The 16,803-nt window shown below is 64.6% G+C and carries 19 protein-coding genes, 1 other RNA gene and 1 pseudogene; 7 read left to right on the forward strand and 14 right to left on the reverse strand.

All coding sequences use genetic code 11. The annotated features are described in order from the left end of the window. Positions 1-72: 72 nt before the first annotated feature. Entirely contained in the window at positions 73-1,002 is a 930-nt protein-coding gene (miaA, locus tag QMZ05_RS36440; protein ID WP_353705143.1) for a tRNA (adenosine(37)-N6)-dimethylallyltransferase MiaA, read from the reverse strand. Here miaA and serB point away from each other — a divergent pair. Then, a complete protein-coding gene (serB, locus tag QMZ05_RS36445) occupies positions 1,001-1,906 on the forward strand; it encodes a phosphoserine phosphatase SerB (protein WP_353705144.1) in 906 nt (301 codons plus the stop codon). The genes miaA and serB overlap by 2 nt on opposite strands. 160 nt (positions 1,907-2,066) lie before the next feature. Here the strand turns inward: serB and QMZ05_RS36450 are convergent, their stop codons facing one another. The 12 genes from QMZ05_RS36450 to QMZ05_RS36505 form a co-directional block, all read right to left on the reverse strand. Continuing rightward, positions 2,067-3,563: a Do family serine endopeptidase gene (locus QMZ05_RS36450; RefSeq protein WP_353705145.1), complete on the reverse strand. Its 1,497-nt coding sequence runs from the start codon at positions 3,561-3,563 to the stop codon at positions 2,067-2,069. 207 nt (positions 3,564-3,770) lie between these two features. Then, entirely contained in the window at positions 3,771-3,971 is a 201-nt protein-coding gene (locus tag QMZ05_RS36455; protein WP_353705146.1) for a DUF2065 domain-containing protein, read from the reverse strand. A gap of 81 nt (positions 3,972-4,052) precedes the next feature. After that, positions 4,053-4,952: a protease modulator HflC gene (locus QMZ05_RS36460; RefSeq protein WP_353705147.1), complete on the reverse strand. Its 900-nt coding sequence runs from the start codon at positions 4,950-4,952 to the stop codon at positions 4,053-4,055. Continuing rightward, positions 4,949-6,091 (reverse strand): FtsH protease activity modulator HflK, encoded by a 1,143-nt coding sequence (hflK, locus tag QMZ05_RS36465; RefSeq protein ID WP_353705148.1) that lies wholly within the window; start codon positions 6,089-6,091, stop codon positions 4,949-4,951. Before hflK ends, QMZ05_RS36460 begins: the two co-directional genes overlap by 4 nt. A 144-nt stretch (positions 6,092-6,235) precedes the next feature. Then, on the reverse strand, positions 6,236-6,748 hold the full coding sequence (locus tag QMZ05_RS36470) for a dihydrofolate reductase (protein ID WP_353705159.1): 513 nt from the start codon (positions 6,746-6,748) through the stop codon (positions 6,236-6,238). Then, entirely contained in the window at positions 6,748-7,233 is a 486-nt protein-coding gene (locus tag QMZ05_RS36475) for a GNAT family N-acetyltransferase (RefSeq protein WP_353705149.1), read from the reverse strand. The genes QMZ05_RS36470 and QMZ05_RS36475 overlap by 1 nt, the downstream gene beginning before the upstream one ends. Further along, on the reverse strand, positions 7,233-8,027 hold the full coding sequence (locus tag QMZ05_RS36480) for a thymidylate synthase (protein ID WP_353705150.1): 795 nt from the start codon (positions 8,025-8,027) through the stop codon (positions 7,233-7,235). The genes QMZ05_RS36475 and QMZ05_RS36480 overlap by 1 nt, the downstream gene beginning before the upstream one ends. 196 nt (positions 8,028-8,223) lie before the next feature. Continuing rightward, a complete protein-coding gene (locus tag QMZ05_RS36485) occupies positions 8,224-9,204 on the reverse strand; it encodes a tripartite tricarboxylate transporter substrate binding protein BugD (protein WP_353705151.1) in 981 nt (326 codons plus the stop codon). 133 nt (positions 9,205-9,337) lie between these two features. Then, entirely contained in the window at positions 9,338-10,852 is a 1,515-nt protein-coding gene (locus QMZ05_RS36490) for a tripartite tricarboxylate transporter permease (protein WP_353705152.1), read from the reverse strand. Positions 10,853-10,859: 7 nt separating this feature from the next. Beyond that, a complete protein-coding gene (locus QMZ05_RS36495; RefSeq protein WP_353705153.1) occupies positions 10,860-11,360 on the reverse strand; it encodes a tripartite tricarboxylate transporter TctB family protein in 501 nt (166 codons plus the stop codon). 94 nt (positions 11,361-11,454) lie between these two features. After that, a complete protein-coding gene (locus tag QMZ05_RS36500) occupies positions 11,455-11,988 on the reverse strand; it encodes a chromate transporter (RefSeq protein WP_353705154.1) in 534 nt (177 codons plus the stop codon). Then, a complete protein-coding gene (locus QMZ05_RS36505; RefSeq protein WP_353705155.1) occupies positions 11,985-12,596 on the reverse strand; it encodes a chromate transporter in 612 nt (203 codons plus the stop codon). Before QMZ05_RS36505 ends, QMZ05_RS36500 begins: the two co-directional genes overlap by 4 nt. 76 nt (positions 12,597-12,672) lie before the next feature. Between QMZ05_RS36505 and ssrA the strand changes: the two genes are divergently transcribed. The 6 genes from ssrA to QMZ05_RS36535 all read left to right on the forward strand — a co-directional run bounded on the left by ssrA (position 12,673) and on the right by QMZ05_RS36535 (position 16,455). Continuing rightward, positions 12,673-13,035: a transfer-messenger RNA gene (gene ssrA, locus QMZ05_RS36510) on the forward strand. Positions 13,036-13,179: 144 nt separating this feature from the next. Beyond that, positions 13,180-13,701 carry a ClpXP protease specificity-enhancing factor SspB gene (locus QMZ05_RS36515; RefSeq protein WP_353705156.1) on the forward strand — a complete coding sequence of 174 codons (522 nt, stop codon included), beginning with the start codon at positions 13,180-13,182 and terminating at the stop codon, positions 13,699-13,701. Between the two features lie 176 nt (positions 13,702-13,877). Continuing rightward, a complete protein-coding gene (fumC, locus tag QMZ05_RS36520; RefSeq protein WP_353705157.1) occupies positions 13,878-15,293 on the forward strand; it encodes a class II fumarate hydratase in 1,416 nt (471 codons plus the stop codon). 276 nt (positions 15,294-15,569) lie between these two features. After that, positions 15,570-15,773, forward strand: coding sequence for a DUF4169 family protein (locus QMZ05_RS36525; RefSeq protein WP_074128041.1), 204 nt, complete (start codon positions 15,570-15,572; stop codon positions 15,771-15,773). Further along, positions 15,770-16,045 (forward strand): ribbon-helix-helix domain-containing protein, encoded by a 276-nt coding sequence (locus QMZ05_RS36530; protein WP_021077181.1) that lies wholly within the window; start codon positions 15,770-15,772, stop codon positions 16,043-16,045. Before QMZ05_RS36525 ends, QMZ05_RS36530 begins: the two co-directional genes overlap by 4 nt. Before the next feature lie 56 nt (positions 16,046-16,101). Next, a complete protein-coding gene (locus QMZ05_RS36535; protein ID WP_353705158.1) occupies positions 16,102-16,455 on the forward strand; it encodes a VOC family protein in 354 nt (117 codons plus the stop codon). 64 nt (positions 16,456-16,519) lie between these two features. Here QMZ05_RS36535 and QMZ05_RS36540 read toward each other — a convergent pair. Further along, a pseudogene (locus tag QMZ05_RS36540) lies at positions 16,520-16,803 on the reverse strand (hypothetical protein); the annotation flags it as partial.

A 16,803-nucleotide genomic window follows, 5' to 3' on the forward strand; every position in this document is an offset into this window, starting at 1 on the left:
AACCAACAGGCCGCTCGCGAGCGCGCTTCTATATCGCGCCGTAGCGAGCGGGCGGCCGGCCCGTTACCCCATCTACGCGACCCGGCCCTCCAGCCATCCCTTCGCCGCCTCCGGCGCCACCCATTCGAATTCCGGAAGCTGGTGGCGAAACCAGGTGAACTGGCGCTTGGCGTAATGGCGGGTGTCGGCGCGGCCGATCTCGGCGGCCTCCTCCCGGCTGATCTCGCCCTTGAGGTGCGCCATCAGGGCCGGCACGCCATGGGCCTTCATGGCCGGCAGCAGCGGATCGAGCCCGCGCGCGGCCAGCACCGCAACCTCGTCGAACGCGCCCGCATCGAGCATCGCGCCGAACCGGGCGTCGATCCGCGCATAGAGTTTTTCCCGATCCGGCGCGAGAAACAACGCGTGGAATTCGCCCTGAGGCAGCAGCGGCGGCAGGCCGTCGCGATGCCAATCCGGCAGTGGGCGGCCTGTGGCCTCGACGACCTCGAGCGCGCGCGCGATCCGGGTGCGGTCGCGCGGCTTCAGCCGTTCGGCCGACACCGGATCGCGCGTTGCAAGCTCGGCATGCAGCGCCTCGACGCCATGCTGTTCCAGCCTTGCGCGGACAGCGTCGCGCACATCAGGGGGGATCGGCGGCACAGCAGAGAGGCCGCGCGTCATCGCCTTGAAATAGAGGCCCGAGCCGCCGATGAAGATCGGCAGCTGTCCCTGCGCGCGCGCCTCGCCGAGCACCTTGGCCGCGTCAGTCACCCAGGCGCCGGCGGAGAAATTCACGCCAGCGTCGACATGGCCGTAGAGCCGGTGCGGAACCTGTGCCTCCTCGCTCACCGTCGGCCGCGCGGTGATGATCCGGAGGTCGCGATAGACCTGCATGGAATCGGTGTTGATCACGACCCCGCCGGTCCGCTGCGCGAGCGCAAGCGCCAGGGCCGACTTGCCGCTGGCGGTCGGCCCTGCGATAAGCACTGCCTTGTCCAACAATCCCGAATGCGCCTGCATGTCCCTCGTTGCCACGCTGATCTGCAATCCTGCAAGCCCCGCGCTCGACTCCACCATCGTCGACGGTGCGCGGGCCGCGCTGCCCTCACCCGGCTCGGCGCAGTGGCTGTTCAACGAGATCGCCGTCGACATTCCCTTTGAACGCCAGGACGCCAGCAGGGACGACATCAAGGCGATCGAAGAGCGCCTGCGCCAGGCCCGCGGCGACCTGCCGATCGACATTGTCGTGCAGCCTCGGATCGGCCGGCGCAAGAAGCTTTTTCTGGCCGACATGGATTCGACCATGATCGGCCAGGAGTGCATCGACGAACTCGCCGACTTCGCCGGGCTGAAGGCTCATGTCGCAGCCATCACCGAGCGCGCGATGCGCGGCGAGATCGAGTTCGAATCAGCGCTGCGCGAGCGCGTGGCGCTGCTCAAGGGCCTGCCGGTCAGCGTCGTCGACGAGGTGCTGGACAAGCGCATCACGTTGACCCCGGGCGGCCGCGAGCTGGTCATGACCATGCGTGCGCAGGGCGCCTATACCTGCCTGATCTCGGGCGGCTTCACCCTGTTCACCAAGGTGGTCGCGGAGAAGGTCGGCTTCCAGGAAAACCGCGCCAACCGGTTGCAGGTCGAGAACGGCGAGCTGACCGGCGAAGTGGTCGAGCCGATCCTCGGCCGCGCTACCAAACTCGCCACCCTGGTCGAGCTGACCGAGTCCTTCGATCTCGACGACATCGACACGCTGGTGGTGGGCGACGGCGCCAACGATCTCGGCATGATCCAGGCCGCCGGCCTCGGCGTTGCCTATCACGCCAAGCCGGCGGTCGCCGCCGCAGCCGCGGTCCGGATCGATCACGGCGATCTCACCGCGCTGCTGTATGCGCAGGGCTATCGGCGGGATGAGTTCGTAGCGGGGTGACCCTGGGCGTCATCCCGGCCTAGTGCGCAATTGCGCACGGGGGCCGGGACCCATAACCACCGATGCCGGTTGCTTACAAAAAGCCGTCGACCACTTCCTCAACAAGAACGGCCGCGGCGTATGGGTCCCGGCTTTCGCCGGGACGACACTTCACTGCACGTCACTGCACGCCGAGCGCCACAAACCGCAGTTCGCCGTCGCCATTGGAGACCAGCAGCAGCACGGACTTCTTGCCGTCCTTCTTGAGCTGGTCGACGCGCTTCTTGATGTCGGCGGCGCTGGACACCGCCTCCTGCGCCACCTCGACGATGACGTCGCCGGCCGACAGACGCTTCTCGGCGGCATCGGAGGCGTTGTCGACGCCGGTGACGACGACGCCCTTCACGCTGTCCTTGATCTTGTACTTGGTGCGCAGATCCTTGCTCAGCGCCGCGAGGTCAAGACCGAGCGCCTTCTGGGTCACCGGCTTCTCGGCGGTGTCATCCTTCGGCTTGGCGTTGGCCTGCTGAACCTTCTCGGTGTCCTCGAGCCGGCCGAGCGTGACCTTGCGGGTCTCCTCATTGCCCTTGCGGATGATCACGACATCGACTTCCTTGCCGACCGCGGTATCGGCGACGACGCGCGACAGATCCTTCGGGTCCTTGACGTCCTTGCCGTCGAACTTGACGACGACGTCGCCGGGCTCGATGCCGGCCGGCTTGGCCGGGCCCTTGTCGTCGACACCGGCAACCAGCGCGCCGCGCGCCGGCTTGATGTTGAGGCTGTCGGCGATCTCGTCGGTGACCTGCTGGATACGCACGCCGAGCCAGCCGCGGCGCAGCTCACCGAACTTCTGCAACTGGTCGACGACGCCGGCCACCGTCTTCGACGGCACCGCGAAACCAAGGCCGATCGAGCCGCCGGTCGGGGAAATGATCAGCGTGTTGACGCCGATCACCTCGCCTTCGAGGTTGAACAGCGGACCGCCCGAATTGCCGCGATTGATGGCGGCGTCGGTCTGGATGTAGCTGTCATACGGGCCCTGGCTGATGTCGCGGTTCTTGGCCGAGACGATGCCTGCAGTCACCGTGCCGCCGAGGCTGAACGGGTTGCCGATCGCGACCACCCAGTCGCCGAGCCGGATCTTGTCGCTGTCGCCGAACTTGACCGCGGTGAGCGGCTTCGGCGGCTTGAACTTCAGGACCGCGAGATCGGTCTTCTTGTCGACGCCAACTACCTCGGCCTTGATCTTGGTGCCGTCGTTGAGGATGACGTTGATCTCATCGGCGTCGGCGATGACGTGGTTGTTGGTGACGACGATACCCGCGGTGTCGACGATGAAGCCGGAGCCAAGCGAGTTGGTCTTGCGCGGTTGGAACTCGCCGCCCTTCTCACCACCCTTGCCGCCCGGCCCGCGGCGGTTCTTGAAGAAGTCGTCGAAGAATTCCTCGAATGGCGAGCCCGGCGGCAGCTGCGGCATCGTCCGGTCCTTGGCCTCGATCGTCTGCGAGGTCGAGATATTGACGACGGCGTCGATCACCTTCTCGGCGATGTCGGCGATGCCCTCGGGACCGCGCGCGAACGCCGGCACGGAGCTCAGCATGCTCGCAGCACCGATCGAGATCGCGGCCCCCATCATGCGGAGGCGACGGCTCAGGGCTGGTCTGGCAGCGATCATGTCGGAATTTCTCCAGGCAAACGGGTTCAAATTAGCTTGGTCGCAGTGTGCGCCCGTGGTCGCAGGTGTGCGCCCGTGGTCAGAGAGTGCGCCCGAACGGCCATTTGGCGCAAGCATCTCACCCGGGCATTTCGGCGAAAAACCGGCTGGGGAAGGCTCACGATTGTGTTCAGTCCGGCGCGATCTGCGCGATGGAACAGGCAAGGCTCAGCGGCGCACCGCCCAGATCAGGACAAGCCCCACGACCGCCGAACCGATGCCGACGATGCGCAGGATGTTGTCGGGCGTGGCCAGGGCGCTCTTCATTGCCCGGCGCATCCAGGCGGGGCTTGCCGCGAACAGGATGCCTTCGAGCACGAACAGGATTCCCAGACCGATGAGGAAGTCGCCGAACGCTATTGACCTCATCGGATGGCAACCTCCCGCTCGATGATTGTTGTTCTTCAAGTGGCAGCGGCGCGTTGTCCGCGCCGCCGCCGTGTCGTGAATTTACTGTTTCGGCGCAGCCGCCGCCTCAGCCGGCTTGCCGCTGGCACTGCCGAAGTATCTGAAGAATTCCGAGTCCGGCCGCAACAGGAAACGCGTGTCGCTGGACTTGAGGCCGTTCTCATAGGCCGTCATCGAGCGGTAGAACGCGAAGAAGTCCTTGTCCTTGCCATAGGCCTCGGCGAACAGGCGGTTGCGCTCGGCGTCGCCCGCACCGCGGGTCTGATCCGCGGCGGAGTTCGCCTCGGCGACGATCACGGTCGCTTCGCGATCGGCCTTGGAGCGGATCTCCAGCGCCTTCTGGTCGCCCTGCGCGCGGAACTCGGCCGCCTCGCGCTCGCGTTCGGTCTTCATCCGGTTGTAGACCGCCTGGCTGTTCTGCTCCGGCAGGTCGGCACGGCGGATCCGGACGTCGACGACCTCGATGCCGTAGCCGTCGGCCTCCTTGTCGAGCTGCTCGCGAATCCGCGACATCAGCTTTTCGCGATCGTCACGCACCACCGTGATGAAGTTGACCTCGCCGAGCACGCGGCGCAATGCCGCGTTCAGCAACGTGGTCAGCTGCAAATTGGCCGCCTGGATCGAGCCGACGCTGGTGTAGTAGCGCAGCGCATTCTTGATGCGGTAGCGCGCGAAGGCATCGACCACGAGCCGCTTCTGGTCGGAAGCGATCACTTCCTGCGACGGGTTCTCCAGATCGAGGATGCGCTTGTCGACATTGATCACCGAATTCCACGGCGCCTTGAAGTGCAGGCCGGGCTCGGTGACGATGTCGACCGGCTCGCCGAACCGCAGGACGATGGTCTGCTCGGTCTGCTGCACGGTGAACACCGAGCTGTAGCCGACGGCGAGAACGATGAAGAGAACGATCAGGGACAGGATGCCGGTGACAGGGGACCTCATCGGGTGGCTCCCTGCTGCTGGCCGGTGGTGGCCGGCGCTGCCGCCGGCGGACGCCGCGGCGTCAGTTCGCCGAGCGGAAGGTAGGGCACGATGTTCTGGCCCTGGCCGTCGAAAACGAGCTTCTCGGAGCCGCCGAGCACGCGTTCCATGGTCTCCAGATAGATGCGCTCGCGCGTCACGTCGGGTGCCTTCTTGTACTCTTCATAAACCTTGAGGAAGCGCGCGCTCTGGCCCTTGGCTTCGGCAACCGCCTGCTCCTTGTAGCCCTCGGCGGCCTGCTGGATCTGCGCGGCACGGCCGCGTGCTCCCGGCACGATGCTGTTGGCGTAGGTCTGCGCCTCGTTCTGCTTGCGCTCGAGGTCGGCGCGCGCCGCCTGGACGTCGCGGAATGCGTCGATCACCTGCGCCGGCGGATCGACCTTCTGCATCTGCACCTGGGTAATCTGAATGCCGGCATTGTAAGTGTCGAGCGTCCGCTGCATCAGCTCCTGCACGTTCTGCTCGGTGACGTTGCGCGCCCCGGTCAGGATCGGCTGGATCTGCGAGCGGCCGATCACCTCGCGCATCGCGCTTTCGGCAACCGCCTTCACGGTGCCCTCGGGATTCTGGATGTTGAACAGATAGGCGCCGGCCCCGCCCGGCTTGATGCGCCACAACACGGTGAAGTCGACGTCGACGATGTTCTCGTCGCCGGTGAGCATCAGGCTCTCTTCCGGCACGTCGCGCATCGAGCGGCCGCGCCGCGCGGGATCGTCGATCAGGGTCATGCCGATCGAGATCGTGTTCACGCGCAGCGCCTTCGGCAGCAGCACCGTCTCGATCGGATATGGCAGGTGATAGCGCAGGCCCGGCTGCGCGTCGCGGTCATACTTGCCGAAGCGCAGAACGACGCCGAGCTCTTCGGACTGGACGCGGAAGATTCCGGTCGCGAACCAGATCGCCAGCGCGGCGACCAGCACCAGCGCGATGCCCATGCCGCTGAAATGCCCGCCGGGCAGCCACTGCTGCAGCCGGTCCTGGCCGCGCCGCAGCAGATCCTCAAGATCCGGCGGCCTTGGCCCGGCCGACTGCGGACCGGTGCCCCATGGTCCTTTCGGACCCGAGCCCCATGGCCCCCCGCCTTGATTTTTCCACGGCATCAAACGTCTCCTCGGCAAGTCCGGACGGGACGCCCGGGCTCGAATGTCCGGCCCGGTTATAGGGGACCGCCAGGGCCCTTACAACGCAAGCTTCCTGAGCGGACGAGCTATGCGCCGGGCCATAATTGTCAATGCAAACATTGGTTAACGTTGGCCGCGCCGACGATATGTCACATAGGAGAAGTCGACGCTGTCGTCCGGACCTGCCGGATTTCGCACGCGCGCGACCTCCTCCCACTCCTTCGCATCGATGTTTTCGAACCGCGTATCGCCGTCCGGCCGGGCGTGGACCTCGGTGATCTCAAGGCGATCGGCGATGCCCATCCACTGCGCGTAGATCTCGGCGCCACCGATGATTGCAATTTCAGTGGCGAAACGCCGCAGCGCGTCACCAAGCGCAATTGCGCGGGCGTTTTCGAGCGACGTCGTGACGATAGCTCCGCGCGCGCGGTAGTTCGGATCGCGCGTCACCACGATGTTGGTGCGCCCCGGCAGCGGCCGGCGCAGGGACTCAAACGTCTTGCGCCCCATCACGATGGGTTTGTTCAGCGTCATCGCCTTGAGGCGCTGCTGGTCGGATTTCAGCCGCCACGGAATGGCGTTGCCGCTCCCGATCACGCCGTTCTCGGCGACCGCAACGAGGAGCACGATCTCCATCAGCGCGTTCCTTCCGCGAGTGCCGACAACGCCGCGCCGGAGACGCGGCAAATCGTCCATTCGTCCATCATCTCGGCGCCGAGCGATTTGTAGAATGCGATCGACGGCGCGTTCCAGTCGAGCACCGCCCATTGCAGGCGCGACCAGCCATTGGCGAGGCAGTGCTGCGCCAGATGCACCAGCAGCGCCTTGCCGATGCCCTTGCCGCGCAGCGCCGGGCGCACGAAGAGGTCTTCGAGGTAGATGCCGTGACGGCCGGCGAAGGTCGAGAAGTTGACGAACCAGACCGCGAAGCCGGCCGGCTCGCCCTTCCATTCGGCGATGTCGCAAAACAGCCGCGGGCTTTCGCCGAACAGCGCTTCGGCGATGTCGGCCTCGCTGGCATGGACCTCGTGCAACAGCTTTTCGTAATCGGCGAGCTCGCGGACCAGCGAGAACACCAGTCCGGCCTCATCGGGCCGCGCGCGGCGGATGGTCAGCGACATCAGACCGCGACTTCGGCCTTGATATGCGGATGCGGGTCGTAGCCTTCGAGTTTGAAATCCCCGTAGCGGAACGCGAAGATGTCCTTCACGTCGGGATTGATCGCCATCGTCGGCAACGGCCGCGTCGGCCGCGTCAGTTGCAGCCGCGCCTGCTCGAGATGGTTCGAATAGAGATGTGCGTCGCCGAGCGAGTGGACGAAATCGCCGGGCTTCAGCCCGGTCACCTGCGCGACCATCATGGTCAAAAGCGCGTAGGAGGCGATGTTGAAGGGCACGCCGAGGAAGACGTCGCCGGAGCGCTGATAGAGCTGGCAGGACAATTTGCCGTTCGCGACGTAGAACTGGAACAGGCAGTGGCACGGCGGCAGCGCCATCTTGTCGACTTCGGCCGGATTCCAGGCGCTGACGATCAGCCGCCGCGAGTCTGGATTGCGCTTGATCATTTCGACCACGTTCGAAATCTGGTCGATGCTGCGGCCGTCGGGCGCGGGCCAGGACCGCCACTGCGAGCCGTAGACCGGGCCGAGATCGCCATTGGCATCGGCCCATTCGTCCCAGATCGTGACGCCGTTGTCGTTGAGATATTTGATGTTGGTGTCACCGGCCAGGAACCAGAGCAGCTCGTGCACGATCGCCTTCAGCGGCAGCCGCTTGGTGGTCAGCATCGGGAAGCCTGCCGAGAGGTTGAAGCGCATCTGGTGGCCGAAGATCGACAGCGTGCCGGTGCCGGTGCGGTCGTGCTTCTCGGCGCCGTCGGCGAGGATGCGTTCGAGCAGGTCGTGATACTGGTTCATGACTGGTTCTTGGCGATCTTTTCGGAGCTTCGAGAGAACGGCGAATGTAGCGGCCAGGGCCGCCGGTCGACACGCCGATTCGGCTGAACGCACCGATTATACCCTGAAAAATGAACACTCCCCCGGCAAACGACAAGGGGCGGAACTCGCGTTCCGCCCTTTGCAGCTCTTGGCCTATCCGCTTGATCGCGCTGGATTAACTTGCCGGTTTGAGCACCGGGGTCCATTTCGCGATCTCGTTCTTCACGAGGGTCGCCAGCGCCTCCGGCGTGCGGTTGGCGGGCGCCGGGATCACGCTGCCGAGCTCGAGCAGGCGCTTGCGGACGTTGTCGTCGTCGAGCGCCTTGATCGCCGCCGCGTTCAGCGTCGCGATGATCGCGGGCGAGGTTCCCTTCGGCGCGAACACCGCATTCCAGGCCTGGGCCTGGAACGCCGGCAGGCCGGCTTCGGTCGTCGTCGGCACCTCGGGCAGCGACGGGTTGCGCTCGGGGGTTGCGACCGCATAGGCCTTGATGGTGCCGGCCTTGATCTGCGGCACCGCATTGACGATCTGGTCGCACATGTAATCGACCTGGCCGGCGACCAGCGCATTCATGGCGGGGCCGGTGCCGTTGAAGGGCACACCGACCGGCTTGACGTCGAGGATCGAGTTCAACAGCTCGCAGGAGGCGTGCGAGACCGAACCGATGCCGGCATGCGCGGCGTTGACCTTCTCGGCGTTGGCCTTCACGTAGGCGACGAATTCCTTCAGATCCTTCGGCGGAAAATCCTTGCGGGCGAGGATCAGGATCGGCGTGCCCGCGAGCAACGCGACGGGCTCGAAATCCTTCTCCGGATGGTAGGCAAGTTTCGGATAGAGCGGCACGGACGCGGCGTGTGTGCCCATGTGGCCGGTGATCAGCGTGTAGCCGTCATTGGCGGCGCGCGCGGCACGCGTCGTCGCCGTGGTGCCGCCGGCGCCGACCACGTTCTCGATGACGATGCTCTGTCCGAGCGTCTGCGCCATGTGCGCGGTGACGATGCGCGAGATGACGTCGGTCGGACCGCCAGCTGCGAACGGCACGATCATGGTGATGGTGCGGGTGGGATAGGTCTGCGCCGACGCCGGCAGGGCGAATGCGCCGAGCGCTGCAAATGCCGAAAGGCATGCGCCCGCAAGCGAGCGAATGGACATCATCTCAATTCCTCCCGGGAACGTTTGACCAATAAAAATGCCGGCCAAATCGGCCGGCATTTTCATTTCATGAGACGACATCGCGAGTCGATTCGACTTCCGCCTGCGGCGCGCCGACGCAGGGATTGCAGAGGACTCAGCCCTCCGACTCGACGAACACTTCGTCGCGCTTCGCCCGCAAGGTCGGCAGCACGGCAAGCACCAGCAGACCTGCCGCGATCGCCAGCAGCACCGCCGACAGCGGCCGCGACAGGAATACGCTCCAGTCGCCGCGCGAGATCAGCAGTGCGCGACGCAGGTTCTCTTCCATCAGCGGGCCCAGCACCATGCCGAGCAGCAACGGCGCCGGCTCGAAATCGTGCTTGATCAGCCAATAGCCGACCAGGCCGAACGCGCCTGCGAGCACGACATCGACCGGCGCGTTGTTCACCGAGTAAATGCCGATCGCGCAGAACACCACGATCGAGGGGAACATCAGCCGGTACGGCACGCGCAGCAGACGGACCCAGATGCCGACCAGCGGCAGGTTGATGATGATCAGCATCAGATTGCCGATCCACATCGAGGCGATCATGCCCCAGACCAAATCGGGCTGCTTCTGCATCACCTGCGGACCCGGCACGATGCCATGAATGGTCATCGCGCCGACCATCAGCGCCATCACTGCATTCGGCGGGATTCCGAGCGTGAGCAACGGGATGAACGAGGTCTGCGCCGCGGCGTTGTTGGCGCTTTCCGGCGACGCTACGCCCTCGATCGCGCCGCGGCCGAACCGCGACGGATCCTTCGCCAGCTTCTTCTCCAGCGTATAGGCCGCGAACGACGCGATCACCGCGCCGCCGCCCGGCAGGATGCCGAGGATCGAGCCGAGCACGGTGCCGCGCAGGATCGCCGGCGTGGAGTCCACGAGGTCCTTCCTGGTCGGCATCAGGCCGGTGATCTTCTGCTGCACCAAATTGCGGTCCATCTCCGCGCCATGGTCGAGGTTGCGGATGATCTCGGCGAAGCCGAACACGCCCATCGCCACGGTGGCAAAGCCGAGGCCGTCGGCAAGCTCGGGGATGTTGAAGGCCATGCGCGAGGCGCCGGTCTCGATGTCGGAGCCGACCATCGACAGCAACAGGCCGAACACGATCATCGCGATCGCCTTCAGCACCGAGCCCTTGGCGAGCACCACCGCGAAGATCAGGCCAAGCACCATCAGCGAGAAATATTCGGCCGGGCCAAACGCCAGTGCGAGCTTGGTCAGCGGCGCGCCGAGCACGGCGATCAGCACGGTCGCGACGCAGCCGGCGAAGAACGAGCCGATCGCGGCGATCGCGAGCGCCGGACCGGCACGGCCCTGCTTGGCCATCTGGTGGCCGTCGAGCGCGGTGACCACCGAGGTTGCCTCGCCCGGAATATTGACCAGGATCGAGGTGGTCGACCCGCCATATTGCGCGCCGTAATAGATGCCGGCGAGCATGATCAGCGCACCGACCGGCGGCAGGCCGAAGGTGATCGGCAGCAGCATGGCGACGGTGGCGATGGTGCCGATGCCCGGCAAGACGCCGACCAGCGTGCCGACCAGCGCACCGATCAGGCACATCAGAAGGTTGATCGGCGAGAACGCAACCACGAAGCCGTGGGCGAGATTGGCAAACAGTTCCATCACGCCCTCACTGGATCAGGAAATGCGGGAACATCGGCATCGGAAGTCCCAGCACATAGGGGAAAAGCAGCGCGCAACCGACGGTCAGGCAGGCGCCGACGATGATGGCTTCGATCCATTTCGTCTCATGCGAGCCCATCGCCGCGATCAGGAAGGCGGCAAAGGCGGAAACGACGAGCCCGAGCGGGCGGATCGCCAATGCGAAGAACACGATTGCCGCCGACACGAACAGCGGGCCGCGCCAGGAATACGCGGCGATGTGCGGGCCGTCCCGCAGAATTCCCATCAGCGCGACGGCGCCGCCGAGCAACAGCAGCAGCACGGCGAACATCCGCGGCGCGGTTCCGGCGCCGAACGAAAATCCGTGCATGCCCTGCAAATCGCTGGAGGCCCACAACGCAAACAGCGCAACTGCCATCATGGCGAGCCCGCCGACAAAGTCCTGCGGGCCGCGTACCCATTTCGGCAAGATCGATTTGACCGGCGCCTCGCTCGGCGTATCGCTCATGACTTCGCTTCCCCCCGTCAGGGCTGTCCCGCCCGTATTGATTGAATGGCTTGGCTTGCGGTGCGTTGACCAAACGCCTTGCTAGCGATTTTCGTCAGACAACGCCAGCAAAACCCAAGAGACCTCCGGCAAGCAACATCCACAAAGGATTGATCCGCGTCGCAAAGGCAAGCGCGGCTGCGACAATGGTGATCAGAACCGCGATCCAACTTTGGTCTGATGTCTGTGCCACGATCAGGCCCGAGGCAGCCATCAGGCCGATCGACAGCGGAACCAATGCCGCCTGGATGATCGCCGGCCAGCGCGCATCGCGCGAACGATCGAGGAAACGGCTCACATAATAGGCAAGCAGCGCGGTCGGTCCGCACATCGCAACCGTCGCAGCTAATGCTCCGGCAACGCCTGCGACAGAATAGCCTATCAGCGTCACGATCAGCACGTTCGGTCCCGGCGAGAGCTGCGAGATCGCAAATACGTCGGCGAACTGCTTGTCGCTCAGCCAGTGATGCACGTCGACGGCAGCGCGGTGCATTTCGGGGATCGCCGAATTGGCGCCGCCGACCGCAAACAGCGACATCAGGCCGAAGGTCCAGAGCAGCGCCGCGATCGGGTTGGACTCCGAGTTCATGCCTTCACCATGCGGCGGGTCAGGATCGTGATCGCGAGGCTGAGCGGGATCGCCACCAGCAGCACGATCTGCAGCGGCCATCGGATCAGTCCGATCGCGACGAATACCGCGGCCAGAATGACAAGGCCTGTGACATCACGCCGCTTCAGGAGCGGCATCATCATCTTGAGGACGACGGCGAACAACAGCCCGACGGCGGCACAGGCGACGCCGGCGAGGGTCCGGCGCAGGATATCGATATCGCCGTAGCGGGCGTAGAGCGCGGCAAGGATGGTCGCGATCACCATCGGCGGCCCGACCAGCCCGGCGAAGGCCGCCAGCCCGCCCGCGATGCCGCGGAAGCGCGAGCCGAAAACGACTGACAGGTTGACGATGTTCGGACCTGGCAGGAAATGGCACAGCGCGAAGGTCTCGTTGAACTCCTCCGCCGTCATCCAGCGGTGCTGTTCGACGATCCCCCGCCGGGCCCAGACCAGGACCCCGCCAAAACCGGCCAGCGACATCTTGGCAAAGGCCAAGAACAGCTCGAGCAGGCCGGGCTGCAGGGCTGGAGGCGGTGCGGAGGCATCCGGCGCCGGGGCGGCAACCGGCGGGGATTCCGGGGGCATGGGCAAAATCTAGAACGGCGTCAGGATGCCGGCCAACCCAAATCGGCGTGTTTTCACAGCGGAAAGGGTCTGAATCGGCTCTGTTTTTCTATCGCTTTGCCGCTATATTGGGGGTGCCGGTTCGCCGGCTATGGAAATAAATGACCGTCGCAATAAACCATTCGGACCCGGGGGCGGTACCCGGCGCCTCCACCAAAACCCATCTAAGCCCCCTTCGGTGGCTTTTGGCGGGGGCGAAATAGGATCGACGAGGGCGTAAAGGGCGTGTTTTTTCTCGGTATGGTTCCGCCGTTATCGGGCTAATGCAATAGTTGCCAACGACAACTTTGCTCCGGTTGCTCAGGCTGCGTAACGCAGTTTGAAAGACCATCTTAAAGTCCTAACGGGTTAAGCTCCGTTAGGCGGGGTTCGGAGGCACCTGGCAACAGAAGCCTCCACTTTATTTCCGATCGGACGTCCGCCCCCTATTTCAGCTGCCAGCCCTGCTGATTTCCGGCTCCCGGCGAGGTAGCATGGGGCCAAAGCGGGCGAGTCGGATCATCCGGCGAGCCTCACCGGCTATTTTCGAAGCGACAGGATCACCATGGCGACCGATCACATCCGATATGACGTGCTGGCGCGCGATGCGCTGCGCGGGGTGCTGCGCCGGGTCCTGTCGGACGCGGCCGAACATGGCCTGCCGGGTGAGCATCATTTCTACATCACGTTCCTCTCGCACGGCGACGGCGTGAAGCTGTCGCCGCGGCTGCTCGCGCAGTATCCGGAGGAGATGACCATCATCCTGCAACACCAGTTCTGGGATCTGGTGGTGACCGAGGACCGCTTCGAGGTCGGCCTGTCGTTCGGCGGGATTCCCGAGCGGCTCAACGTGCCGTTCGCCGCGGTGACACGTTTCCTCGATCCGTCGGCACCGTTCGACCTGCGGTTCGACGTCTCGGACGCGCTAACCGAGGAAGCTCCTCCCGCGACGGCACCGGCCGCTCCCCTCCCCGCACCGGCTGCCCGGGCGGCGGTCGAGACCGAGACGGCCGAGACCGAGCAGGAGCCAGCGAAGCCCAGCGAAGGCGCCGAGGTCGTGCGGCTGGACCGCTTCCGCAAGAAATAATCTAAACGCAGATCGATCCTCGACCTTGTAGGATGCGTGCAGGAGCGGGATGACAGATCGTCATCCCGGACTATCTTCTGCATGAACGTGTCTTCGCGCGGCCGCTTTGGCGTTGCTGCGGCGGAGAGCCCGGCGTCATGCCGGATCACGTGCTGACGACGCAACGGAGAGCATTCATGGCTCAATCGACGACACCATCCAACGCCGCTACCCGCAGCGAGACCGACAGCTTCGGTCCGATCGACGTCGCCGCCGATCGCTACTGGGGCGCGCAGACCGAGCGCTCGCGGCAGAATTTCAAGATTGGCCACGACCGGATGCCGATCGCGATCATTCATGCACTCGCCATCGTCAAGCTCGCGGCGGCCGAGACCAATCGCGAACTCGGCCAGCTCGATACCCGCCGCGCCGACGCCATCATCAGCGCCGCCAGGGAAGTGATCGACGGCAAGCTCGACGATCATTTTCCGCTGGTCGTGTTTCAGACCGGCTCGGGCACGCAGACCAACATGAACGTGAACGAGGTGATCGCCAACCGCGCCAACCAGATGCTTGGTGGCGAGCTCGGCGCCAAGCAGCCGATCCATCCGAATGATCACGTCAACATGAGCCAGTCGTCGAACGACTCGTTTCCGACCGCGATGCATATCGCTGCAGCGGACCGCATCATCGCCGACCTGATCCCTGCCCTCACCGAGTTGCATCAAGCGTTGCAGCAGAAGCAGGAGGCGTTCGCCAAGATCGTGAAGATCGGACGCACGCACACCCAGGACGCGACACCGCTGACGCTCGGCCAGGAATTCTCCGGTTACGCTGCGCAGGTCGAGAGCGGCATCGCGCGGCTGCACACCGCCGTGAAGGAGCTGTTTCCGCTCGCGCAGGGCGGCACCGCTGTTGGCACCGGCCTCAACTCGAAGCCGGAATTCGCGAGCGCCTTCGCCAAGCATGTCGCCGCGATTACCAAGCTGCCGTTCACCAGCGCCGCAAACAAGTTCGAGGCGCTCGCTTCCAACGACGCCTATGTGCTGGTGCATGGCGCGATCAATTCGGTGGCGACCGGCCTGTTCAAGATCGCCAACGACATCCGCTTCCTCGGCTCGGGCCCGCGCTCGGGCCTCGGCGAGTTGATCCTGCCGGAGAACGAGCCGGGCTCGTCGATCATGCCGGGCAAGGTCAATCCGACCCAGTGCGAAGCCATGACCATGGTCTGCTGCCAGGTGTTCGGCAATCAGACCACGATCACCGTCGCCGGCAGCCAGGGCCATTTCGAGCTGAACGTGTACAAGCCCGTGTTGGCATATTGTATGATAAATTCCATTCAGTTGCTGTCTGACGTTGTCCGCTCATTTACTGAGCATTGCGTTGTCGGCATACGCGCCGACGAAAAGCGCATCAACGAGCTGATGCAGCGCTCGCTGATGCTGGTGACGGCGCTCGCGCCGAAGATCGGCTACGACAACGCAGCGAAGGTCGCGAAGTCCGCGCATGCGCACGGAACGACGTTGAAGGAAGAGGCTTTGCGGCTCGGATTCGTGTCCGCGGATGAATTTGATCGCCTCGTGCAGCCGGACAAAATGACACACCCCGGCTGAGCGGACGACGCGCAATGTCCGGATAATTACGGTCAGCGCGAGTGATATAATTATGGATCATAACGCCTAAAGACTAAGGCTGTTTGCCTATCAGCTCTGCGCTGGCGCATGGTACAGACGTCTAGTTTTCGCAGAGCGAAACGGATTCTTTGATGCTATCACAAGCATCAAACGGGGATTCGGGATGGGTATCGAGCCGGGCGCGCAGCGCGATCGCTCTTGCTTTCGTCACGATGCATCACCAATTCCGCTTTGGGGACGATGAGGACGACGAGCATGGGCGACGTGGTCAACTTGAAACGATTCAAGAAGCGCGGTGAGCGCGAACAAGCAGCGAAGCAGGCCGAAGCCAATCGTGCGCTATTCGGTCGCACCAAATCTGAACGAGCGCGTGACGAATTTCTCGGCGAGCGCAGCGCGCGTGCGCTCGATCAGCACCTCCTGGATCCGAAGCGTATCGACAGCGGAGACGCATCATGAAGTCTCCCGTCGTCAAGCGTTCGATCGTCGTTGCCGGTCACAAGACCAGCGTCAGCCTCGAGGAAGCCTTCTGGAACGGCATGAAGGAGATTTCCGGTCTGCGGAACATGACGCTGTCGGAATTGGTCGGCGAGATCGACAGCAACCGTCAGCAGGGCAATCTGTCCTCCGCGATCCGGCTTTTCGTGCTCGACTATTTCCGCTCGCGCGCCACTCCGGCGGTGCCGACGGATGTCAGGCCGCAGCAGGTCGACACGCGCCAGCAGGCCTGACGGCCCTCACCGACCGTCGATGCAACAGACGGTCGTTCCGCGGCGCGGACTTCAGCATGAAGGTCAATCGCATTGTCGCGAACGTTGCCGCATCTGACATCGCGGCAGCGCAGTCGTTCTATCGGGACATCCTTGGCCTGGAGCCGCTGATGGATTTCGGTTGGGTTGCGACTTACGGCTCATCCGAAACAATGCAGGTTCAAATCAGCTTCGCTTCCGAAGGTGGCTCCGGCACGCCGGTGCCTGATCTCTCGATCGAGGTCGACGACCTCGATGAAGCGCTGCACCGGATGAAGGCAGCCGGCATCGCGATCGAGTACGGACCGGCAAACGAGCCCTGGGGCGTGCGGCGCTTCTTCGTCCGCGATCCCTTCGACCGGCTGATCAATATTCTCCGGCACCAATCGTGAGCCGGCGCGTCGTTTGACGCGTTTCTTCACGCGAACCGGCGCCTACTTCGCTTGAAAGCGCGTGCTAGTTCTGCATCGCCGGTCGCGGCGGCGGATTGGCGACCTGTGGCGTCAGCGACAATGGCGGTCGCAGCGGCTTCGGCCTGGCCGCGCCGGGCGCCGGCTTGACCTCGATCGGCGGCGGCAACGGCGCCAGCTGCGGCTGGCCTACCACCGGCGCAGGCGGCGCAATGACGGGCGCGGCGGCGACCGGCGGGACAGCCGGCGGCCGCGGCGCAACGATCTTCGGCTTCGGCGGCACGCGGCGCGGATCGGGGCCGGGCGCCGGCAAGTTGGCGGAAGGCACTC

Origin of the sequence: Bradyrhizobium sp. INPA03-11B, from assembly GCF_040446015.1 — a bacterium.
In the GTDB taxonomy this organism is placed as follows: Bacteria; Pseudomonadota; Alphaproteobacteria; order Rhizobiales; family Xanthobacteraceae; genus Bradyrhizobium; species Bradyrhizobium macuxiense_A.